The sequence below is a fragment of the Paraferrimonas sedimenticola genome (assembly GCF_002282855.1).
Lineage (GTDB): Bacteria > Pseudomonadota > Gammaproteobacteria > Enterobacterales > Shewanellaceae > Paraferrimonas > Paraferrimonas sedimenticola.
On the sequence record NZ_NRIR01000001.1, the window covers coordinates 318184 to 340815 of the forward strand.

Annotated in this window: 17 protein-coding genes; 9 read left to right on the top strand and 8 right to left on the bottom strand. The window is 49.1% G+C overall.

The window, feature by feature from the left end; genetic code table 11:
- Nucleotides 1-4 precede the first annotated feature (4 nt).
- The 8 genes from tssH to tssA are packed head-to-tail and all read right to left on the bottom strand — an operon-like array spanning nucleotide 5 to nucleotide 9522.
- Nucleotides 5-2614 (bottom strand): type VI secretion system ATPase TssH, encoded by a 2610-nt coding sequence (gene tssH / locus CLC93_RS01425; RefSeq protein WP_095504154.1) that lies wholly within the window; start codon nucleotides 2612-2614, stop codon nucleotides 5-7.
- Nucleotides 2615-2646: 32 nt separating this feature from the next.
- Nucleotides 2647-3597 carry a type VI secretion system baseplate subunit TssG gene (gene tssG, locus CLC93_RS01430; RefSeq protein ID WP_095504155.1) on the bottom strand — a complete coding sequence of 317 codons (951 nt, stop codon included), beginning with the start codon at nucleotides 3595-3597 and terminating at the stop codon, nucleotides 2647-2649.
- Nucleotides 3594-5438 carry a type VI secretion system baseplate subunit TssF gene (tssF, locus tag CLC93_RS01435; protein WP_095504156.1) on the bottom strand — a complete coding sequence of 615 codons (1845 nt, stop codon included), beginning with the start codon at nucleotides 5436-5438 and terminating at the stop codon, nucleotides 3594-3596. Before tssF ends, tssG begins: the two co-directional genes overlap by 4 nt.
- Nucleotides 5435-5929 carry a type VI secretion system baseplate subunit TssE gene (locus tag CLC93_RS01440; protein WP_095504157.1) on the bottom strand — a complete coding sequence of 165 codons (495 nt, stop codon included), beginning with the start codon at nucleotides 5927-5929 and terminating at the stop codon, nucleotides 5435-5437. Before CLC93_RS01440 ends, tssF begins: the two co-directional genes overlap by 4 nt.
- Nucleotides 5930-5938: 9 nt before the next feature.
- Complete coding sequence (locus CLC93_RS01445) at nucleotides 5939-6421, bottom strand: Hcp family type VI secretion system effector (RefSeq protein WP_095504158.1); 483 nt, start codon at nucleotides 6419-6421, stop codon at nucleotides 5939-5941.
- Nucleotides 6422-6435: 14 nt separating this feature from the next.
- Nucleotides 6436-7944: a type VI secretion system contractile sheath large subunit gene (gene tssC / locus CLC93_RS01450; protein ID WP_095504159.1), complete on the bottom strand. Its 1509-nt coding sequence runs from the start codon at nucleotides 7942-7944 to the stop codon at nucleotides 6436-6438.
- Nucleotides 7937-8458 carry a type VI secretion system contractile sheath small subunit gene (tssB, locus tag CLC93_RS01455; protein WP_095504160.1) on the bottom strand — a complete coding sequence of 174 codons (522 nt, stop codon included), beginning with the start codon at nucleotides 8456-8458 and terminating at the stop codon, nucleotides 7937-7939. The genes tssC and tssB overlap by 8 nt, the downstream gene beginning before the upstream one ends.
- 35 nt (nucleotides 8459-8493) lie before the next feature.
- Nucleotides 8494-9522: a type VI secretion system protein TssA gene (gene tssA / locus CLC93_RS01460; RefSeq protein WP_095504161.1), complete on the bottom strand. Its 1029-nt coding sequence runs from the start codon at nucleotides 9520-9522 to the stop codon at nucleotides 8494-8496.
- Nucleotides 9523-9860: 338 nt separating this feature from the next.
- Between tssA and CLC93_RS01465 the strand changes: the two genes are divergently transcribed.
- The 9 genes from CLC93_RS01465 (at nucleotide 9861) to gltS (ending at nucleotide 22604) form a co-directional block, all read left to right on the top strand.
- Nucleotides 9861-11807: a bifunctional serine/threonine-protein kinase/formylglycine-generating enzyme family protein gene (locus CLC93_RS01465; RefSeq protein ID WP_095504162.1), complete on the top strand. Its 1947-nt coding sequence runs from the start codon at nucleotides 9861-9863 to the stop codon at nucleotides 11805-11807.
- Between the two features lie 44 nt (nucleotides 11808-11851).
- Nucleotides 11852-12589, top strand: a complete 738-nt coding sequence (locus CLC93_RS01470; RefSeq protein ID WP_095504163.1) for a hypothetical protein — start codon at nucleotides 11852-11854, stop codon at nucleotides 12587-12589.
- Between the two features lie 46 nt (nucleotides 12590-12635).
- A complete protein-coding gene (locus CLC93_RS01475; RefSeq protein WP_141237323.1) occupies nucleotides 12636-13643 on the top strand; it encodes a tetratricopeptide repeat protein in 1008 nt (335 codons plus the stop codon).
- A gap of 615 nt (nucleotides 13644-14258) precedes the next feature.
- Entirely contained in the window at nucleotides 14259-17414 is a 3156-nt protein-coding gene (locus CLC93_RS01480) for a hypothetical protein (protein ID WP_141237324.1), read from the top strand.
- Complete coding sequence (locus CLC93_RS01485; RefSeq protein ID WP_095504166.1) at nucleotides 17404-18321, top strand: hypothetical protein; 918 nt, start codon at nucleotides 17404-17406, stop codon at nucleotides 18319-18321. Before CLC93_RS01480 ends, CLC93_RS01485 begins: the two co-directional genes overlap by 11 nt.
- Before the next feature lie 3 nt (nucleotides 18322-18324).
- Nucleotides 18325-20223 carry a hypothetical protein gene (locus CLC93_RS01490; RefSeq protein ID WP_095504167.1) on the top strand — a complete coding sequence of 633 codons (1899 nt, stop codon included), beginning with the start codon at nucleotides 18325-18327 and terminating at the stop codon, nucleotides 20221-20223.
- A gap of 103 nt (nucleotides 20224-20326) precedes the next feature.
- Nucleotides 20327-20806 (top strand): hypothetical protein, encoded by a 480-nt coding sequence (locus tag CLC93_RS01495; protein WP_095504168.1) that lies wholly within the window; start codon nucleotides 20327-20329, stop codon nucleotides 20804-20806.
- 171 nt (nucleotides 20807-20977) lie between these two features.
- Nucleotides 20978-21274, top strand: a complete 297-nt coding sequence (locus CLC93_RS01500; protein WP_095504169.1) for a hypothetical protein — start codon at nucleotides 20978-20980, stop codon at nucleotides 21272-21274.
- A gap of 97 nt (nucleotides 21275-21371) precedes the next feature.
- A complete protein-coding gene (gene gltS, locus CLC93_RS01505) occupies nucleotides 21372-22604 on the top strand; it encodes a sodium/glutamate symporter (protein ID WP_095504170.1) in 1233 nt (410 codons plus the stop codon).
- Nucleotides 22605-22632: the final 28 nt, after the last annotated feature.

A 22632-nucleotide genomic window follows, 5' to 3' on the forward strand; every position in this document is an offset into this window, starting at 1 on the left:
CTCCTTAAGCCTGCCGCTCTTTCACGACATAATTACCCTCTTCCATGGTCATGGTGAGGTGGGTATCTGAACTTAAGCCCGGATGAGACAGGATATGCTGGCTGAGATTCCTAGATACATGTTTGGTAATCACCGCATCTAACAAGCGCCCGCCTTTTTCAGACAACTGGCAATGGTCACTTAAGCCATCTAGAACCGACGAGTCAATTTCTAAGGTTGCCCCATAATGCTGATTGACTCGGTCAATGATTTTATCCAGCTTCAAGTTCATGATTTGTCGTTGTAGGGCGACCGACAATGGCAGATAAGGAATGGCCGACATTCGACCAATCAAGGCATCGGGAAAGACTTCACGTAATGAGTGGTCAAGCAGCTCGCCTAAATGGCCGATGTCTATGTCTTGTTGCTCATTGCAATATTGGAAAATGGCGTTACTGCCGACATTGGAAGTCAGTAAAATCAGAGTATTCTTAAAATCGATGTAGCGACCTTCGCCGTCTTCCATCCAGCCTTTATCAAACACCTGAAAGAAGATTTCATGGACATCTGGATGGGCTTTTTCAATCTCATCTAACAGCAATACTGAGTGTGGCTTACGACGAATCGCTTCTGTTAACACGCCACCTTCACCATAACCCACATACCCGGGAGGAGCGCCCTTTAGAGTGGATACCGTATGGGATTCCTGGAACTCGCTCATGTTAATGGTGATCATGTTTTGCTCACCACCGTAAAGGGCTTCGGCTAAAGCCAAGGCAGTTTCGGTTTTACCCGTACCTGATGGGCCTGCGAGCAGCATCACGCCGACAGGCTTATTGGGATCATCCAATCGAGTTCTGGATATACGCACCACGTCAGCCAGTTGTTTTAACGCGTGATCTTGACCAAGGACCCGCTGGCCAAGATTGGATTCCAATTGTTTAAGTGCATCCATTTCATTTAGTTGCATTTTACCCGCTGGGATCCCAGTCCAATCGCTGACAATCGCAGCAACTGCTTTCTCGTCCACCAGCGGATAAACCAAGGGTTGTTCAGACTGAATCTCCCCTAGGCGACTCAATAAATCCGCGATAGTTGAGTCAGCCTCGCTAACTTGTGCGTCCTCATTCTTAATCGCCTCTAGACGTTCGTTTATCTGAGTAACCACCTCCTGCTCGCTCTGCCAACGGGCTGTGATTTCTTCTTCGTTGACCTTTAAAGACGCTAATTGCTCGGACAGCTCAGCAAAGTCTTCGGCGCTATGGGTGCCAAGGGCCTGCTCTTTTTGCACCAGAGCCAGTTCCGAATTCAAAAATTGTTGTTGGCGTTGGCAATCATCTAACGATGGTGGCTGGCAGCTTTGACTGGTGGCAACTCTGGCACAAGCTGTGTCTAACAAGCTAATGGCTTTGTCCGGTAACTGCCTGTCGGGTAGATATCGAGCACTCAATTCAGCAGCCGCTTGCAGCGCCTCTTTTTGAATAACCACTCCATGGTGCTTCTCGAGTACTGGGTAAAGTCCACGTAGCATGGCCACCGCAATATCCACCTCAGGCTCAGCGACTTTGACCAGCTGAAATCGACGAGTCAGCGCTGGGTCTTTCTCAATGTATTGCTTGTACTCAGACCAAGTCGTTGCCGCGACCGTGCGTAACATGCCCCTGGCAAGCTCGGGCTTTAATAGGTTGGCCGCATCCCCAGTCCCAGACTGACCACCAGCACCAATCAAGGTGTGGGCTTCATCGATAAATAGAATGATGGATTTATCGCTGTCTTTGATTTCTTGAATGACTTGCTTAAGGCGCTTTTCAAATTCTCCTTTCATGCTGGCACCGGCTTGTAACAGACCAATATCTAGCGCCAACAAGCGCACATTCTGCAGGGGCTCAGGCACTTCGCCGTCAGCAATTCGCTGAGCAAACCCCTCGACGACGGCGGTTTTGCCGACCCCGGCCTCACCGGTCAAAATGGGGTTATTCTGACGACGCCGCATTAAAATATCGATCATCAGTCTGATTTCGTCTTCCCGACCAATTACAGGGTCCATCTCACCAGCTTCAGCAACGGCGGTCATGTCTATGGTGTACTTGCTAAGTGCCGAGCCATCAGCGTCTTCGGTCGCTAAGCCTTGAGTTTCTGGCGCTTCATCTGCATCGCCTTCGCTCGACTGTGCCACCACATCGAGTAGCTCTTCGCTTAACTTGCTGGCATCCAATTGCGCCAGGGTGGTAGATAATCCCATTAAGGCGCCGCGTAAATCTGAAGACTGCAGAAGAGCCAAAAGTAAGTGTCCACTGCGGATCTTCTTATGGCCATAGGTAAGCGATGCCACCCCCCAAGCAAGCTCAACCGACTCATCGATCTTGCTGGATAAATCAGAAATCGAAGAAGCACCTCTTGGAAGCTTATCCAGACTGTCTGACAGTTCCTGTTGCACAACTTGCGAGTCCAAACCGTAGTGCTTCGCGATTAAATGCAGGTCGAGATCACCTTGTTGCCACAATTGATGTAACCAATGACTCAGCTCGACGTAGGGATTACCTCGTAACTTGCAAAAGTCCGTTGCACTTTGAAGTCCGCCATAAAGCGTCGGATTCAGTTTTCCGAATAATGTCACTCGAGATACTTTCGCCATTTGCTAAGCCCTTAGGTTCACTACCGCTGTGTTTACAATTCAACGTCGAGGTTACGAACTAACCCCAACCGTATGCTATTTCCCTTACTGCCAAGCCAGGCACTCATACCGAGGCGCTGCTGACCATTTAGACAAGTTTCTTGCTCGCTTTCTAAAGCATCCAGGCTCATACGTACCTGACAGTTTCGCCGCCCTGCAGTTGTTGCCGTCACAACTGCCATCATTGTTTGCCAACTCGAGCCACCAGGCAGTAGCTTCAAATAGTCATCCAAACTCGAGCAGGTGATATCAAATCTCACCGTTAGATCTTGGCTGTAAAATCGATTGCCAAGATGGCTGTCATTACCTAACACACTGCGGCCAAGCCGCCCTTGTAAGCCTTCTGGTAAAGGGAACCAATTGCCGACAAAATCACTGGCTGCCACGGGCATGCCTATCGCATCGCTAGCGATTGACTGCATCCGTTTACAGCTAAGCTCTTGGCTACCAATAATCCCGTAATACGCTCGTATTCGTTGCCACAGAGGTCGAGACTCTGAGACTTTTGTGTGACCCACCAAGCCATGCAAAATATCGCTGAATTGACTGTCATTGGATGGTTGATTTTGCTTCCAGGCTCGATAGAAAAACATCGCTGAGCGATGATTAAACAAGTTCACCAAACCCAGTAGTGCGGCGTTTTTGTCTTTTTGAATCTGGCTATGAACAAGCTCAGTAAAATGCAGTGGCATAGGCCCTTGACTGCCAAGAAGTCCATACACGGATTGAGTCAGTGCCAAGCGATTATTGGTAATCGCTCGGCAAGATAAAATGTCAGAAGCAGCAAAGGACATTGACGAACTTTGCCCAATTCGAACCGTTTCTTTACTCGGGCTAGTTGCCCTGCCAAATGCCGGCCCTTGTTGCTGAGACTCTATCTCGGACAATGCTGCAAACAAATCCCATTGCCAGGGCTCTGTAGTCATTTGAGTGAGTTGCTTCATAGCCTTGGCGCCCCGCCAAATCGAACCGGCCAGCAGTGGACCTCGCCTCGCTGCAAAGTGGATAAAGCCACCTGCAATAAACTATTTGCGCTTATGTAATGACGCAGAACTTTTTCAAGAAGCGAGCCCAATGCAAAGGCATCACCGTTGTCAAAGTAGTTCTCGTCCAACTCAATGCTGACTTTTAGTCCTCTGGCAAAACAAACCGGGCCCTTGGATGGCACTCGTTCAATCAAGGGGTCCGCCCCGACTTGCACGATCCCTTCTAGTAGCCTTTGCTCAATCCGCCCATTTTTAGGAGCCAACAAGGTTAATAATTGCTTGAGGTGTGCCGCGCCATTATCCCCAACCAAAGAACCCAAACTGAAGCCCAGCAAAGTGGTCAACATCCAAGGGGTACGGGCGTCAAATATTGCCGAAGCGGGTTGGCTCACGCCCTGCTTGGCTCGAATGGATTTAACCGGAGCACCCGTTAGCAAACTAAAATCGGTTTTGCCTCTAGAAAGGGGCATGTTTAGCGGTAAGTCTCCATTGGAGCACAAGGCAGTAAGGCTAAGTTGGCGCACGTGAGATAACTGTTTCTGATCGTTGTCGATGAGGTTAATAAACACATCGCTGCCCAGATAAGGCGCCCGAGCACCAGTTGTTTGCTTGCGCTTGGATATCAATCGTTGCCGGCGTTCAGTGCTGTAGGTAAGTGAACTAGACCCTTGCCAATGGCCAAACGGCCTGACAGTCTCTCGGCCAGTATCCTGCTCAAACAAGGCATCCACCTCCAACAATCGTATGATTTCGTAATCAGCCTGATTAGCAGGGTCAACCACTAGCGGGCTTGCCATTCGTTTGGGATCAAGCTTGTATGGGCTGAGGCGTTTTTCGAATAGGTTTACCGCCGGAGTAGCGTGCAAACGAATGTACTCGTTATTTAGAGCACCGACCAAACGCTCATCCACCTTGGATAAGACGAAAATTAAAGTGATCTGATTGGACGTGAAATCTCCCCAGTCAGATAGGCCCGTGAGCTTTACAAATTGGAACTTTTCTCGATAGGCAAAATACTCTTGTAGTAGTCGCAAGCCGCCAAACTGTCGCTGACAAGATTCGAACATGGCTTGATTGTCAGCAAAGCCATCCGCCACTAATCGCGCCTTTGTAAGTTGAGTGCTTTTGGGTAGCTGCGACGTATCTGCTATTCGGACTTCGCTCAAGTTGCAATTGAGGGCTTCGAACAATGCGCTGCCAAGGCCATCAAAATTGGGTAGGTAAAACGACAAGGCATCAAGCTCTAACTCTGACACCGAGATTTTATCTGGTAGGCTGAGGGTTATTCTGAGTTCAGCTCTGTGCTTAGATGCGCCGTTGCCAATGCCACTGTTCGGGCTTGCCAGTAAGTCCCGGTTTCGGTAGTCCACCTCAGCAATAACCAATGGGGTAAGGACAACATCGAAGCAGGTTCTAAACAAACAGCGTGCCGAACTGTCTTTGCTGTACTGCCCTTGCAATTGGGTTTTGGCTGGTAGTTTAAAACTGGATTGAAGCATGCCCGCTTCTGGCTCCAATTCAACAATGCATACGCTAGGGTTTGGTGCGGTAAAGCCTGGGAACAACAACTCAAATAGGTGCTGCGCCATTTGCGGGAAGCCAGCGTCCAACTTCAAACGGGTACGAGCGGCAAGAAAAGCAAATCCTTCGAGTAGCCTTTCAACGTAGGGATCGTCACAAGTAGCACTTCCAAGTCCTAAGCTTGCAGCATTGTTTGGATAAGCTTCAGCAAATTCCAAACTCATTTCACGTATGTAATTTAGCTCCTCACTGTAGTAGCGCATTAAGTGTTCATTCATGACTCTGTGCGCTCCGTGATAACGAAGGCCTCTTGGCTCAAATCAAACTCGGTTGCTAAGTTCAAATTCACGATTTCACCATTGAGACCTTTCATTTGAACATCGATTAGCAATGCCAGTGGCTCGGTTAAATCACTATCGGAGTTAGCATTTGGGTTAGCCACACAACGCAGACTTCGAGCAACTAGCCGAGGCTCGAAAGCTACGATGGCTGCCCCAATTTGCTTCTCAACATTTTCAAGCGGGATCCCGCAGACAATCTTTCCTGCAAAGTCAGCCACACCATAGTTGATGGTAGAGGTCTTAACTTGCGGATAGTCTGTAAGCTGATAGTCTTCCGGCAAACATGCTGTATTAAGCAAACGCTCAAGCTCCCCTAATACTGCACGCTTTAGCACTCTCGTATCTTCAAGATTTGCTGAAGCACTCGAGTCTAGAAAGCGTGCAAGAAAAGGGGACAAACGCTCGCACTCAACCACGCCATTTTTCATTGTGGTTGGTTACTGCTTATTTGCCTTGATATCAAATTTCACTTCTTTCTCGGCTTCTTCACCACCATCCTCCGTTTGAGGTTTGTACTTGAAATGGAAGCGAGCAAAGTTTAGCGAGATATTTTCTGTTAGCTTATCCTCTCCACCAGAACCACCAGTACTAACTGAAGTGACGATCAAATCTTCAAATTCGATGGTTATGTATTCCAGCGGGTCGTCACCACCAGCCTTACGACAAACCAAGGTCGCACTGGCAATGTGCTTACCATTGCAGCAATGCCGTAATAAGTTATGGCTGGCACTGTCGATCCATTTAGTGAATGAAATATCTTGGACATTGACCTTGCCGCTGCCGCTGCCGCCACCAATGTGAGTCGACCCTGACTGGCTACAACCCCAACTCCAGGCCAGTACATCGATTTCCCCACCATGAGTGTCATCCTCTGACTCACCTTCAATTCCCTCTATCTTAAAAAACATGTCCATAGCCATAATAAGCTCCTACCTTATTTCTCTTTTCCAGACGGTACTTTGGCTACCAAACGCAGCGAAGTTTTCAATCCTTCCAACTGGTAATGGGGCCGCAAGTAAAAATTAGCGTTGTAATAACCCGGGTTTTCTTCAATGCTTTCGACCACTACCTCAGCTTTTGCAAGAGGCTTTCTGGCTTTAACCTCCTCCGTTGAGTTTTTCGGATCACCATCCACGTATTGCACAATCCACTTTCGTAACCAGCGCTCGAGATCCTCTCGTTCTTTGAATGAACCCACTTTGTCGCGCACAATGCACTTGAGGTAATGGGCAAATCGATTGACTGCAAACAAGTAAGGTAAGCGCGCTGAAAGATTGGCATTGGCGGTTGCATCAGGATCAGCATATTGAGCAGGCTCTTGCAGCGTCTGAGCACCAATGAAAGCCGCCATGTCGGTATTTTTACGATGGACTAGAGATAAGAAGCCGTTCTTACTGAGTTCCGCTTCCCGTCGATCACTGATGCCAATCTCAGTTGGGCATTTCATGTCGACGCCACCGTCATCCGATGGGAATGTATGGGTCGGTAAACCTTCTACAAGGCCCCCAGACTCAACCCCACGGATCCTCGAGCACCATCCGTAGTTCTTAAAGGAGCGGGTAATGTTGGCCGCCATCGCATAAGCACTGTTGGCCCAGACATAATGACCACCCTCGTCATTACTGGTGCTTTCTTCGAATTCAAAGCCTTCGACCGGATTGGTGTTCGGCCCGTATGGAGTCCGAGCCATAAAACGTGGCAAGGTTAGCGCTAGATAGCGCGAGTCTTCAGACTTACGCAAAGACTGCCAAGCGGCATACTCAGGAGTCTGGAATATCTTGGTAATGTCGGTAGGGTTTGCCAACTCACGCCATGAGTCCATTTGCATCAAAGTGGGAGACGCTGCAGAGATGAAGGGCGTATGGCTTGCCGCACCGATCCGAGCCATTTCACCAAGCAGCTCAACATCTGGGGCACTGTGATCAAAGTGATAGTCGCCTACGATACAGCCATAGGGTTCACCACCAAACTGACCATATTCTTGTTCGTAGAGCTTCTTAAACACTGGGCTTTGATCCCATAGTACGCCTTTGTATTTCTTAAGATTTTTATGCAGCTCTTTTTTACTGATATTCAAAACCTTAATCTTTAGCGTCTCATCAGTCTCGGTCTTGTTGACCAAGTGAGCTAAACCACGCCAGGCACCTTCAACACCGGTAAAATCCTCGTGGTGAATAATCTCGTTAACCTGAGAGGTGAGCTTTTCGTCAATAGAGGTGATGAGTTTCTCTATGGTTGCAACAGAGTCAGAGCCAACAAGTTCGGTGCCACTGTCTTTCAGCACCATTTCAGCCAAGGTTAATACCGCTTCTTTGACCGAATCTTTAGCCTGTTCCGTTCTGGGTTTAAACTCCTTTTGCAGCAAGGAATCAAAGTCCGTAAACTCTCCCTGAGCAGCGGAGTCTTGGGGTTGCTCTTGCATTGGCGATTGGGGATCACTCATTGCTGTCCTCCTGGCCTGATTCACCTTGTTTTGCTGTGGCTAACAAGCTTTTCAATAATTCTGGATTGTCTATCGCCTTTGATAACAACTCCTCAGCACCACTTTTACCGTCCATATAAGTCAGCAAATTGGTGAGCTGACGACGGACTGTAAGTAGTTCTTTAAGGGCTGGTACCTGCTCAGCAACCTTATCTGGCTCAAAGTCAGACATAGACGAAAAGGTTAAATCTACGCTGAGTTTGTCATCGCTATCTGTGAGTTTATTCTCCACCTGATATGCCGCTCTAGGCGCAACAGACTTCATTCGCTCGTCTAGATTTTCCGCGTCGATTTCAAGTAAATCGCGATCTTGAATTGGCGGTGGTGGCTCTTTGGGTTTGCCCGAGAGATCAGCCATTACTGCCATAACAAACGGCAGCTCAACGGAGCGTTCTTCTCCGTAGACCTCAACGTCATATTCAATTTGCACCCTGGGGGCACGATTTCTGCCTATTTGCTTCTGGCCGCTATCCACTGTGTATCTCCTTCACTGGTTCTATATTTAACTTGCTAATCTTCTTTATCAGGCTGCCCCACCAAAGACTGAATGGTGCCGATAGCCTCTGGGCTCACTTCCTGGATAATGCTCATAAAATCCGCTTCCACCAGCTTCTCAGCCCTTTGAATAATCAAGGGCACTGGGCTGGATGGTTCAAAATCTCGGTAGTAGTCGCAAACTAGGTTTAACGCGCTGATGACTTGTTGGCGGCTGGTGATGCGATTGGGAAGTGACGTTGAATTTGGCGTTGGTGCCGCTGACGCTGCAGCTGGTGATTCAGGCTCGCTCAGCTCAGTTTGCTCTTGCTCCCTCGGGGATGGAGTGACCTTGTCTGCGTATGGTTGCCATAGCTGCTGAACCTCATTGAGAAGACTGGTAAACGATCCCAATGGTGGACAAGCATCTTGCCCTCCCAGCCGGTCAAGCTCACCAAGCAATTGTTCAACACCCTGCGAGGCTCGCTGTAAAACACTACTCAGTGCCTGAACACCCTCTGGGCCCATCGCGGCAACCGATTTATTTACCGCCATTTTTTTATCAGTTTTTTCGTTGTCTTCAAGACCCGCGATGGTGCCTTCAATCATCTGCAGATCGCGAAAAGAAAATTGACCTAGACGACCCCCATCAATTAGGACGCATCGTCTCAAAGGAGTGAGAAAGGTTTCCGAGCCTGCGAGGTAAGCCAGTGCCGAGGCCCGTTCAAAGGCGCCATCTTCGGGGTCTAGCTGAGGATGCATTGACTCCCAAAGTTCACCGAGCCAATTGTGGAGCACGTCTAACGATGCAAGGCCCGTGGCTCCCTCAACCATGATGTTGGCGCGAAACCACAAGGTTAATACTCTCAAGTCACGACTTTTTGAGCACAGCTCGAGCGCCCTGGACTGCACTTGCTTCCAGTTCACTTTCTTTTCTTCTGTGTTGCCTATTATCGAAGGGGTTGTTTGCTCAACCATGGCAAACAATTCGATAAACTCCTTTGACATACTCAGGTCAGGACCCGCTGGGTTTGAGTCATCTATCGACCCTAATAGAGCGTCCATTGGTTGTTCATTTGTCCTATAAAAACCATAGGCGCAACACCCTGTGCTGCCATTCAGTACGTCGGCTAGCCATCTGAAAAAGCACTTAAAAGCGCCTAATTATCTATGCGAAAGATAATTTCTAGATTCAAGAGTGTAGACCCATAAATCCGATACGGGTAAGAAAACCATGAAAAACTAATAAACCACTTGTTCGCGACATAAACCCTTTTGTCTTTAGGATTATCCCTCCTTGTCAATAACGAATTCTTAGACTTAACTTTGAGAGGAATTCACCTTCACATCCGATAACTGTAAGTTTTTGGGCAACTAATTTCGCATTGCACAGCGCGCTCTCTATGGACAAAAGCAATAACAAAATTGGGAAGTACACCATTACCTCTGAGCTTGGTAGAGGCGCGATGGGCATCGTCTACAAAGGCGAAGATCCGGTAATTCACCGTGCCGTGGCCATAAAAACCCTTGCCCCCCAATATCAAGGCCCAGAACACCACGAACTGCAGGAGAGGTTTAAACACGAAGCCCAAGCCGCTGGCCGTCTAAATCACCCCAACATCATCAATGTTTACGAGTACGGTGAAGATGCAGGTACTGCCTACTTAGCCACTGAATTTGTCGATGGAAAAACGCTATCAGAGATAGAAGATACCGATCAGGTTTTTAGCCCACGAGAAGTCGCTGAAATCGTCCTAAATGTATTGAATGCATTAGCTTATGCCCATCAAAATGGTGTGGTGCATCGCGATATTAAGCCGTCAAACATCATGCTAAGTAGCAGCGGCGAGGTAAAAATCGCCGATTTCGGAATTGCTCGTATCGAGTCGTCAGAATTGACTCAAATGGGTACGGTAATGGGCACCCCAGGCTATATGTCGCCAGAGCAACTCCTCGGAGAGCAAGTTGACCAAAGATCAGATTTGTTCTCGACAGGCGTATTGCTCTACGAGTTACTGATAAGGAAGCCTGCCTTTCGAGGTACCAATATCGCCTCGACGGCCTTTCAAGTGGTGCACACTGAACTGCAACCAATTTCAGAAATTGACCCCAACATTTCCGATGTCATCGACTCGGTTATCAGTAAGGCCTTGGCGAAAAAGCCCGATGATAGGTACGCAGACGCGCAGGCCTTCGCCGCGGATCTAAGCGCTTGCTTACCTGCTCTATCCTCAACCGCATCGGCTCAATCTAAGTTGGTCAGCAATGATGCAACTGTCATTCAAACCCCGCCAAGCCATCTAGTTTCGCCTGAAAAGTCACCGGAGACACCCGCCTCACCGCCCCAGTCAAACCAGCGAAAATCGAGCAAAGGGATTTGGCTTGGACTGATTGCCATAGCGGCGATTGGAGGTGGAGGCTTTTGGGGCAAAAAGATGCTCGACAGCGGTGAGCCAAAGCCGGTCCGCCAACAAGTGACATCGCCGACGGTCAAACCTCAAACTCAAGACCTAGCCAGCGCGGCTGAGACAGTGGACGCTCAAACTGAGCAACCTGGAGATACCATTCAGGACTGTCCCTATTGTCCACAGCTAATTGTCGTGCCATCAGGTAGCTTTCTCAAAGGCTCTCCGGATTCCGAGCTGGGACGGCTAAGTAACGAAGGGCCTCAGCATCAGGTGGATATTAACTACCAGTTTGCCGTGAGTAAGTTTGAGATTTCCAAACTTGAGTACTCCATATTTGTCAGCGACAGCAACTATCAATCCAACGGCTGTTGGGTTTACGACGGTGAGTGGATTGAAAGACCCGATCACGGTTGGCAAAAACCGGGGTTCGAACAAGATGACACGCACCCAGCGACCTGTATTTCATGGGACGATGCCAAAGCCTACATTAACTGGCTTACTCAAAAAACCGGCCACGATTACCGACTTTTGAGCGCCGCAGAGTGGGAGTTTCTCGCGAGAACAGGAAGCGACAATCCATCGTGCACAGTGGCGAATCTGGCGGACCAAACCGCCGCACAAGCCTATCCAGGTTGGACAGTACACAGTTGCACCGATGGCTTTGTGAATACCGCCCCAACTAGTGCCTTTCAAGCCAATGAGCTGGGTATCTACGGGCTTTCTGGCAACGTTTTCGAATGGGTCGAAGACTGCTGGAATCAAACTTACCAAGGGGCACCAACTGACGGTAGTGCCTGGTCAGATGGTGATTGTAGGCAGCGGGTCTTAAAAGGCGGCTCTTGGTTTAGCCAGCCGAATTTCGTTCGCTATGCTTTTCGAAACCACCTCAACAGCAATACTCGCGCCAGTACTCTGGGCTTTAGAATTGCCCGCACGCTATAGCGCTGCTTAACCGAGATTGGATACTAGGAAATAGGGAGAATTTGATGAAACCACAGAGCACCATTTTACTGATACTGTGCGGTGTCACCATGCTGTTGTTGAATGGCTGCGCCACTCGTACGCCAACCATAGCCCACACTCATATCGGTCATGCACTGGAGGGTTGGCACGACACGCCAAATCAAGCCGGACTATTGGTCACTGCCGAGCAAGCTGCGATCGTCGCCCATGACGCCGCAAAGGCTGCGGCAAAAAGCGACAATGATCTCGCGACCATCAAGCGCAATGTACAAATCGTCATTGACGCCACCATACGCAACGAACCAGTCCCGAAAGGTGCCGACAAATACGCCGTTAAGAATGCCCTAATCGATGCCATTAGCCACATAGATTTCGCCGCTAATTCACCGGATGCATCGGCTAATGTGAAAGCCTTATCTAAGATGTTGGCAGAAAAACTACCACAGATTGTAGAGCGCTGTGATTTGATTGGCGTTCTGGGGCAAGACATTTTGCTCGCCAAGTCCACCAATGAAGCTGCCCTGCTTACTCAAGAGTTGGTCAACCTCACTCGAGACAATTTATACGGCGCAGAAGCCTCCGGCAGCGCTTTTGGTTTAGCTCAGGTTCGGTCCGAAATTGAAAGCACTATCGCAGTGGAAGACCCAGCCTATTCGACCGTTGACCGTTGGTATTTGTTTAACCTAATCCAAATGCCATCAGGCGAGTGGTTATTTAAACAGTCAGATAAAGGCCATAGCGGGGACCACCGTGGTTATTAAACGGTTTATTTTTGTGACGCCCCAATTCTTATTCTGGGGCGCACTGGTGATATGCCTTTTTTGCAGCCGAGCGTACGCGGTTGAGTGCGACGGTTCAGCGTCCGAAGCTGCGATTAGCGCTTGCCAACAGCAGCTGGCTGCCGAACCCCGCAATACCGATCTCAGAATAAAGCTCGCTGATGCACTAATACTTAGCGAACAATACGATTCCGCCGTAGCCACCCTAAGCCAAGGCATCACCATAAGTCCGAGTAATCAGGACTTAAAAGACAAGCTTGCCCAGGCCAAGAGCATTCAAGAAGAGCAGCGCTATATTGAGCAGAAGCGACAACAAACAGAAGCCGCCTCCAGCCAACCAGATAGCGAAGCTAAGTTGCGAATGCACACCCTAAGATGCACCTCTCTGACGCCTGCAAGAGCATTAACTGCCTGCAATGATGGTCTGGCTATTGCGCCAAATAACCTTGAATTAATTGTCGGTAAAGCTGATGCACTTTTTGACTTGGGCCAGGTGACCAACGCCTTGTTGGGCTATCGACAAGCAGCTTCAATTGCCCCTTCCGATCAAAGTATTCAAACCAAACTGGCGTTGGCAAATTCCGCTCGACAAACCGTGGTAGACAGGTGTTTGGCTGAGGACGAGCAAGGCGCCTTGGCAGCCTGTGAGCAAGCCTTGATAGTGGGCCACCCCGATGAAATCCAAATACTAGTTCGTCAAGGAGAGTTATTACAGACCTCTGGCGAAACCGAGCAGGCGTTAGCAGCCTATCTGCAAGCTCAACAACGAGATCCAAACGATGAAACCATTAATGCAGCTGTCGCGAGTTTAACCGAACCGGTTGAAACTGAAGCGAAAATAACGGCAGCAGCACCAGCTCAGTCTCCTCAGCCTCAACCGGAAGAACCGCAATTGAGTGAATCTCCGGTGGATACCGTAGCGGCTACAATAGAGCCGCAACAACAGGATGAAGTCGTTCCACAGCCGGTCGCGCAAGAGCAAGCTCCCCCACGAAAATTTGACAATGGCCCTTTGAGAAATGGTGTCACTTTTTAGCGCGCTCAACCTAACATTTTTCGTCAAACGGCAAACTTGACGACCTTATTTCTGACTACTAGGCTTTGCTGAACTTCAGCGACAAGAAGAGCTTCTAGCTCGAACATCTAGCAATTAGATGTTGTATAGGAACAGATAAGCAGACGGAGTATGCAGTCGGCGACACAGTTTCATGGACCATGTGTCTCCAAAAGCTTCGGAATGGCTAATTTCATAGGCTTTTGAAGGTGCGACATGAAAGAACGGGCACGAGTCGGATTGTTTTCGACGCTAATGGTTTTCAGCGGTTACTGCTTTGCTTACCCTTCGAACTTCAGCACTAACTTTCCTAGCGATGATTTCTGGTTAAACAAGCACCAAGCTCCGAGTATGCGAAGCTGCCAAGGCTCTGGGTGCCATGACCTTTCAACTTCACATTCAGCCGCGCTTGATACTCGTCCCTCAACTTCTGCATCTGGGCCTATTACAGTATTGCCCAACACAGAGTTAGCCTTGCAGCTAAACCTCAATGCGGGTGTCCTTAGCAATAGCGGTAACAATACAGCCCTTTATCAGGTGGATAGAGAAAGCAAGGTACCTCAAGGGCAGCCAATAAGTTTGAGCGCTGGGGGGGGAATGAAGTTAATAGGGCCAGATACTCCCCCCAATGGCTCTGGCTTCCAGCTAATTCATTCGAATACAGGGGACAAACTAAAGTCTTGGGAATTTGATTGGACCAGCGATCCAAATCCCGGTTTTTTTAAGCTCTTCTCCTGCGTTGGCTTTGGAGAAGACTCTGCTAATTTAGATTACCTGCTTAACCCCGATCCTCAAGACCCAGTAGATGGGGTTAGAAACACCGCTCGCTGTTTAGTTACTTGTGTGGCTAGAGAAATTGTCGTAAATACGCCCCCTAACGCCTCTGGCACTATAGTAGAGGCAACCGAAGACGACGAGCCATTTCGGTTTAACGCCTGCCCGTTTGATGACCCTGGTGACGATCCATCCGTAGACTCGATACGCATCATCTCCCCAACTGTCCCATCCAATGGTTTTGAACGAGTCAATAATACAGACTGTGATTTTCGCTACACAGTACCGGAGCAATTTAATTCTCTTGGAGAAGGAGAAAGCGAGACAGTACGGGTGGACTACATCATTCAAGATGACTTTGGCGGTACTGCTTCAAGCTCAGCTCGTATCAATATCAATGGCGTAAATGACCTGCCAACCGGAATGGATATCAACATCTTTCTCAACGAGCCAGGGGTAGAGGAAACCCTTTCCTCAGAAGAGTTAAGCCTGAGCGACCCCGATACGAATGACCGCGTGTATGTGGTCAGTTATGACGATCTCCCCGGTGACTTTGCGCCAACCCTTCCACAAAACGGCGCAGTCGTTATTGACTCTGAAACCAATCAGATCAGTTACAACCACAATTCAGAAAGCGACGTTTATATCGACGAGTTTACCTTCTACATTGCGGACCGCCCGCCAACGACGGCTGATTTCGCCCGATACATCGTTGGCCCATACACTGCCAGAGTCGCGGTTAATGTGCCCAACGTAAATGATCCGCCAAGATTCCGCTCGCAACCATCAACTAGCGCAATCGAGGGCGAAGAATACGCCTATGACCTAGACATGTACGACGCTGAAGACCCAACCGGAGCAGGGCTGACTTATGCCTTAACAGGTCAACCTGACGGAATGACCATTTCAGCTAGTGGTGAGATCCGTTGGACACCGCCACAAACCAGTATGTTCGATTTTGAATATGGGCCAATTACCGTTACCGCCCGTGACCAAGGTGGCGACAACCAAGGCCCACAACAATCCGAGCAGACATTCTCGATCATCGTTAGCCCACCGGACCAAGACAATGATCGAGTTGCTGACTACGACGACAACTGCCCAGCACTCAGTAATCCTGGTCAGGACGACTATGACGGTGACGACATTGGCGATCTCTGCGACGAGGATGGCGACAATGATGGCATCTACGATGTTGCTGAAATTTTCAATCAGCTCAACCCATACGAGCCAAATGACGCCAGCCAAGATAAAGATGGCGATGGCTTGTCCAATTTAGAAGAATTCCTGACTTGTTTAGCCAATCAAGACCTTGATTGTCAGGCCATTTCTATCGACTCTGTTGGCCCTGTCATCAGCGCCGAGAATATTGAGATTGTATCAACGGGTTTGTTCACCCCAGTTGACCTGACAGCAACCGCCGTTGACAGTGGCCAGCCAGTGGGAGTGGTGTCCGATGCAGCTTCTTTATTCCGTCCAGGGCGTCACTTGGTCAACTGGAATGCTACCGATTTAGCTGGCAACACTAGCACCCAAGTGCAGCGACTAGATATCTTACCGATTGTCTCTCTTGGCGGTGGCCAGGTAGCCGCTGAAGGAACGACTGTGAGCTTCAGTGTAAGCATGAATGGGGTTTCACCAGACCCTGATGCGCCAGTACAAGTGAACTATACCGTTGGCGGAACCGCTTCAGAGGACGATCACACTCTCCAAGCTGGTACTGTTGAAATTGCTCCTGGGCAAGCCTCGGCTGAGGTTACTTTCGAAGTCATCATGGATAATGCCGCTGAAGACAACGAAACTGTTGTTGTCGATATCACCAGCCTACAAGGCAAAGCCGTGTTGTCGAACGAGCGCAGTTACACTGTGATGATAACCGACAACAATGTCGCCCCAGTTGGCCAAATAGCCATAACACAGGGCGGTTTGAATTTGGGGCGTTATGCCTATAAAGACAGAGGGCAGTGTATCGATGTAATGGCAAATGTGACTGATGCCAATGGCGATACGCTCCAATTCGATTGGAGTAGTAGTGATCAGCTACTGATTCAAAGCCCCTGCCAAGGTGCCCCAGCTTCTAATAACAGTCTCTCCATAGACGCTACAAACATAGCAGCGGGATTCTATCGATTAGAAGCACTGGTGAGTGATGGACAAAACGAAATCAAGTTAACCTCAATATTGGTAGTTGAGGATACGACTCCAGTATTGGGTAACACAGATTCCGACAATGACGATATCCCAGATAGTACTGAAGGCATCGAAGACAGCGATGGCGATGGCACCCCTGATTACCTAGACCCAGTAGACGCTGTTGCATTCCAGCCGCTGAGAGTATCCGCCACTGAAGAGTCGAGACTCACTCTAGTTCAGTCGAGTAATGGGGTGGCCTTGTTGGTTGGAGACGCAGCGATACTTGCCGGCCTGCAAGGCACAATTATTACGTCACAACAATTGTTTTCGGTAACCGATACTGCAGCGGATCCCGATTACGATTTGGTCGGTGACCTGTTTGACCTAAGGCTCAGAGGCCTAACTGATGCCAATCCAAGTGCCTCTATCGTACTGCCTCTAAAAGTTAGTGTGCCGCCCAATGCAATTCTTCGCACTGCAACCCCTGACGGCTGGAATACGTTTAGCAGTAGCTCGAGCGAAGTGATTCGCACCGCACAAAGGATTGACGGCGCCTGCCCTGCTCTAGGCTCAAGTCAGTACAGTGATGGTTTGCAGGTTTACGCTGAATGCTTGGAAGTATCAATCCAAGATGCCGGCGCAAACGATGCCGACCAATCTAAAAATGGAGCGGTTAGCCTGACCCTCTCCTTAGCAGTGGAAAAAACCGATACCACAACCACCAGACCAGAGCCACCGACAGCGCCCGAAGGCGGTAGCGGAGCCATGAGTATATGGTGGCTGGTTATTCCTATTATGCTCGGCGTTTATCGTCGCTATTTCAAAGGAAAGTTCTATGAAATGTAGAGCATTCACGCCAGCCTTTATTGTTTTTGGCGCGTTGGCCACTGTGCCCGCCCAAGCTGACGAAGCGGCAATTGAACCTGAAAGTCGTTGGTCGCCTGATATCCGACTGTCGCTTGGGCGAAATGACAACATTGGTAATGCTGAGCTTAAAAGAGACATAGTTGACGACAACTTTGCGACTCTATCTGCAGGCCTTAGCTATCGCTGGCCAATAACGCCTTTGCAAACCCTATCAATTAGGGGGTTTGCCGAAGCTCAGAGAGTGGAAGCCGTAAAGGACCTGAGTCGATATTCAGGCGGGGCCGAAATCAGTTATCGCTTTCGCTTCAATCCTATGCCCACATCATGGTCAATTACCGCCAATCTTTTTGCTCAGGTTGATGACTACCAAACCCATCGTCAGCGCGACGGCCAAATGTATACGGGCCAGTTGATTGCTGACAAACCCATATCTGATGTTTGGTCTGCTTCTGTTGGTCTGGAATACCGTCACAGAGACGCACATAGCGATGTTTGGGATTTACGCCGTACTCGAGGGTTTGTTAGTAGCCGCTACGAGTTTGTTCCAACTTGGTCGATAAGCGGGACCTATAGCTACATTGATGGTGATGTAGCGTCCACAACCAGAGCCATATTTCCCGATGGCACCCCAGCGGACGATATCTTTAAATTGGTGCAGGCAGCCGATGCCATCGAAATCGATCAGGCCTTTACTGCCGCATTTGACGGGATTTGGATTGGTTACCGGCTACCAGCAAAAACGCACACTTTAAAACTTGGTGTGGATAAACGCTTTGCCAACAAGTTGGTATTGGATTTATCGGCTATGCGAGTCATTGCCAATGCCAGAGGTGGTAATAAATACAGAAATTGGATCTTCGGTCTTTCTCTTCAGAAAAGGTTTTAAGCCATGCGATATTATTCAACAGCGGCAGTTCTGCTTTGCGGCCTTTTAGCTGGCTGCGGTGGCGAGGAAACCATCGAGAATCCACTCCAACCCACTCCAGAAGAGCTTGAGGTTTCTCCAAATAACTTCCTGCAGTACGTCAATAGAGGGCTTTATGACCCGCAAGTATTTGCCACCACGATTGACTCTGCAGGCTATGCCGAGGCCTATTACAAAGTAGTGGACGCGGATGGCAGCCGAACGACCTTTCCCGGATGGCAACAGGCCAACGGTTTTAATGAAGCTACCGATGTTATCAACGCCAGTTTTCGAGACGTCAATGACCTAGGCTATGGCCGAGATATGTTTGCCTGGAAGTGGCAACATTTGGATGCCAATGGAATGGAGTGTACTAACACCTCATTCTTCGTGGTGAACTATGTCGTCGAAGTGATCGATGGTGATGCATCAGCCTACGGGCCGCTGAACCTAGATGCCCTAATCGCCCAAGACAAAGACTTCCACTTTGGTACCAATGCGATTGAATTCAGTCCAATTGACATGAACGATTGCTCATCTCGCAAGATATTGAAGTTCTTCACTTTCTCCCCTAGCGGTGATCAACAGCGACTGGTCAAAGTGAATCTCGATGGTCGCGGTGAAAAATACATGCCGACCACCTGTATCATCTGTCATGGAGGCTATGCCTATCCTCCACTACCAAACGGAGAGTTTGATCCAGTGACTCTTCACTCTCCCCAGTTTGTCATGTTGCAGCCGGATACCTTCCAATACTCCGACATGTCCAACTATACCTATGCAGATCAAGCGCCAAATATTCAAGCGATTAACCAACTGGTCTACGATTCGTATGTTGAAGCTGGGCAATATCAAGACATTGGCAGTTGGAATAACGAGTTTGCCAAGGAGCGTATAGAAGCGGCCTATCAGGTCAAAACAAACGATGAAGGCAGTCCTGTATTCTCGGCGTACTGCCCTGATTGTATTCCCTCCGGTTGGCAACAAAACGACACTCGCCCCGAAGGTGTCGAGCGGCTCTATACGCAGGTTTTAAAGCCTCATTGCTTGGGTTGTCACAGCTTATTGGGTACAAATGCCGCTCAAGAGAGAGATAAAAACATTATCACTTTCTCAAGCTACGAGGCCTTTGCCACCTACGCTTCAGGATTAAACGTAGAACTACTCACCGACTACATATTTAAACGTGGAGTAATGCCAGCATCATTGATTAGCAACGATTCCTTTTGGAATTCTCCTGAACAAAAAGCCGGTCTGCTAGCGAGTTTTATCAAGGAGTTCGACGTCATTTCGCCTCAAGGTGAAATAACAACGCCTGGCTCAGCGTTCGCACGCCCAGGGGGGGACAGACGCCAGCCGTCTCCTGTCCAGCTTGACGGGAGAGCGAGCTATTTCAGCACAGGTTATCAATGGCAAATTACCTCATCTGATCCGTCTGCAAGCCTGCAAAACGCCGACACGGCCACCCCCACCCTAACCGCTGACGACGGAGCTGAGGTCGAGCTGCAATTGGTTACATCCAATAGCACCGGCAATAGTGAGCCCCAACGTTTCACTGTAACCATTGATAACTCAGCCGCAATCCCTACGTCGTTCCAACAAATTTACGATGAAGTGTTAAACGAAGGTCAGAGGTGCACGGTTTGCCATCAAAGCAATTATGCTTCAAATATGCCAGTTTACTATCTAGTCGAAGGGGAGCGGCAACTCAGCGATGTGTATCGCAGCGTCTTAGCCAGGGTCGATTTAGTTGAGCCAGAGAACAGCCTGTTGTTGCGCAAACCCAGCAATGCCCCATTACATGGCGGCGAAGAGGTTTTGCCGATTGATAGTGAAGAGTACCAAAAGGTGCTTCGTTGGATACGCGCTGGAGCACCACAATGATTTTGAGAGTTAACCACCATGCTGCAGAGCCTCGTTCAAAGCTAATAAAAGCCCAGGCTACTCTCTTATTTTGAATAGAAAATTAGTACAGATGGGTTAAACGATGGAAAATAAAACATTCTATGAGCACTTTAAAACTTCGCTAGACAGTATGGGCTTGCCCGCGCCCAACAATCTATTTAGCACCGTAACTACCGCGTCCTCTACAATCGGTACCTTAGCAGGGATCGTAAAAACTTATGGAACTAAAGTTACTATTGCAGAAGCCGTGCTAGCGGTTCCAGCCGGTTCAGGAGCAGCGGCAATCACCGCCCAACTTGCTAAAGTCATAGGTGCCTGCACATTAGCCTTTTATGTCGGAGCTTGCTTGGGAGCTTTGGCCTATGCTTCGGGCGAATGGACATCTGAGCGCCTATGGGCAAATAATGCGCAGGGCACTGCCGACCTCCTAGCCGTTGCAAAGAAACACCATATCGAGCTGGATGCAGAGCTTACCAGCCTCCTCAAATTTGGATCTAGGACGTTTTTGGAACGTAGCCACTATGCCGCGCAAGCTGCAGGCAGCAGTTGGCATATCGCCTAAACAAACGCTTTTATCTATCAGTAGCCTTGTCCCCCTATGTGGTGTCTGCAGCACGACTGCGCGTCGCTATCTAAATCACCAGTCACGATTGTTGAGTCTCTCCATGGGTAACATTTGGCGCAGAAGTAAATAACAAACAATGGAGGTTTTTGGCTCGAGTACAACTTTGATATGATTGCTTGGGTATACAGCACGCATAAGGAAGCTATTATTACTCAATTTAAAATTAACCAACTCGATTGGCGCAAACGTCGCCGCCCCAGTCAAACCCTTACCCCAACGCGCATTGAGTGCGAAGACTTTCAAAAAATACACAACCATTTCAGCAAAACTTGGGTCAGCTTTAACGACGGCAGTCACCGCCAAATGATCGGCCGTGTGGTACTAAACACTGTGACGCAAGAGTGGGAGCTCAACGCGTTATCCGCCGACGGTTTGTCGGTAGCCGCTACCCTCATCGAAACCTAGTTGGCACTTTATCCCCAAATCAATTCTCACAAAAACTAGTGAATAAACAGACTCTTGACTAAGCTGGAAGAACCAAAGTCAACAAGAGTCAACCCCCGTGGAATTTGATGAGATCACCAAAGTCCTCTCCATTGAAGGATTCATAAGCGTCACTATAGGCATCATTGTCTTGTTTGTTGGCCGACGCATTAACCAGAAAGTAAAGCTGCTGCAAGAGTTCAGCATTCCGGAGCCGGTGACCGGCGGTTTACTGTTCTCGATAGGCATTGGGCTTATCTACGCCTTTACCAGTATCGAGGTCAATTTCGATATGGGCGCGCGGGATGTGTTCTTGGTGTACTTCTTCACTACCATTGGCATTAACGCCAGTCTCAAGGATTTGGCAAAAGGTGGTTCACCCTTAGTGCTGCTTTTGGTGATAACCATAGGCTACATGGTGGTCCAAAACCTCACAGGTATCGGGGTGGCGACCGCCTTCGGTTTAGACCCTGCGGTCGGTCTGCTCGGCGGCAGTGTATCGCTTATTGGTGGTCACGGCACCGCCATTGCTTGGGCGCCAAAAATTGCCGAGGAGTACGGTATTACCAACGCTATGGAAATTGGTATCGCCAGTGCCACCTTTGGTCTTATTCTGGCCAGTTTAATGGGTGGCCCCATTGCTCAGTTTCTGGTTAACCGCTACAAGCTTGAAGGCAACGCCGATGAGCCTTTGGATGTCGGGGTTGACGACGAAGATAAAGAGGGCACGGTAACCGCCTTTGATTTTCTCAATGCGGTGCTGTCGATCCATATCTGCGTGGTGTTGGGCTTCTTGCTCAACGAGGGGATCGAACAGCTAGGTCTGCAATTGCCCTTGTTTGTAACCTGTCTATTCGCCGGGATTTTGTGTACCAATACTTTCCCGTCTTACCGTTCGCGCATCACAGGCACCACTTGGCCCTCGCGCACCCCAGCAATTGCGCTGATTGCCAACATGTCGCTGAGTACCTTCCTGGCCATGTCGCTAATGAGCATGCAGCTTTGGACCCTGATTGAGCTAGCCGGCCCAATCTTTGCCATTCTTGGCGCTCAGTTTGTGATTGCTGTGGCGGTCAACATACTGATCGTATTTAGAGTCATGGGTAAAAACTATGACGCGGCGGTAGTCTGCTCCGGCTTTGGCGGTATTTCGCTCGGTTCGACGCCAACGGCAATGGCCAATATGGCGGCCGTAACCGCCCGCTACGGTAACTCGCATTTGGCGTTTATTATTGTGCCTTTGGTGTGCGCTTTCTTTATCGATTTGGTTAACGCACTGATGATTCCATTCTTCTTGTCGAGCTTCGGCTAAAGCCTGCCAAATAAACACGCCAGCAAAA

Excerpts from the sequence above, each read along its gene's own strand:
- CLC93_RS01485 (WP_095504166.1), top strand. The coding sequence starts at position 17,404 with ATGAAATGTAGAGCATTCACGCCAGCCTTTATTGTTTTTGGCGCGTTG.
- tssG (WP_095504155.1), bottom strand. The coding sequence starts at position 3,597 with ATGAAGCAACTCACTCAAATGACTACAGAGCCCTGGCAATGGGATTTG.
- CLC93_RS01495 (WP_095504168.1), top strand. The coding sequence starts at position 20,327 with ATGGAAAATAAAACATTCTATGAGCACTTTAAAACTTCGCTAGACAGT.
- CLC93_RS01470 (WP_095504163.1), top strand. The coding sequence starts at position 11,852 with ATGAAACCACAGAGCACCATTTTACTGATACTGTGCGGTGTCACCATG.
- CLC93_RS01500 (WP_095504169.1), top strand. The coding sequence starts at position 20,978 with ATGATTGCTTGGGTATACAGCACGCATAAGGAAGCTATTATTACTCAA.
- tssC (WP_095504159.1), bottom strand. The coding sequence starts at position 7,944 with ATGAGTGATCCCCAATCGCCAATGCAAGAGCAACCCCAAGACTCCGCT.
- tssA (WP_095504161.1), bottom strand. The coding sequence starts at position 9,522 with ATGGACGCTCTATTAGGGTCGATAGATGACTCAAACCCAGCGGGTCCT.
- CLC93_RS01445 (WP_095504158.1), bottom strand. The coding sequence starts at position 6,421 with ATGGCTATGGACATGTTTTTTAAGATAGAGGGAATTGAAGGTGAGTCA.
- CLC93_RS01490 (WP_095504167.1), top strand. The coding sequence starts at position 18,325 with ATGCGATATTATTCAACAGCGGCAGTTCTGCTTTGCGGCCTTTTAGCT.
- tssH (WP_095504154.1), bottom strand. The coding sequence starts at position 2,614 with ATGGCGAAAGTATCTCGAGTGACATTATTCGGAAAACTGAATCCGACG.
- CLC93_RS01480 (WP_141237324.1), top strand. The coding sequence starts at position 14,259 with ATGAAGTTAATAGGGCCAGATACTCCCCCCAATGGCTCTGGCTTCCAG.
- tssF (WP_095504156.1), bottom strand. The coding sequence starts at position 5,438 with ATGAATGAACACTTAATGCGCTACTACAGTGAGGAGCTAAATTACATA.
- CLC93_RS01465 (WP_095504162.1), top strand. The coding sequence starts at position 9,861 with ATGGACAAAAGCAATAACAAAATTGGGAAGTACACCATTACCTCTGAG.
- CLC93_RS01440 (WP_095504157.1), bottom strand. The coding sequence starts at position 5,929 with ATGAAAAATGGCGTGGTTGAGTGCGAGCGTTTGTCCCCTTTTCTTGCA.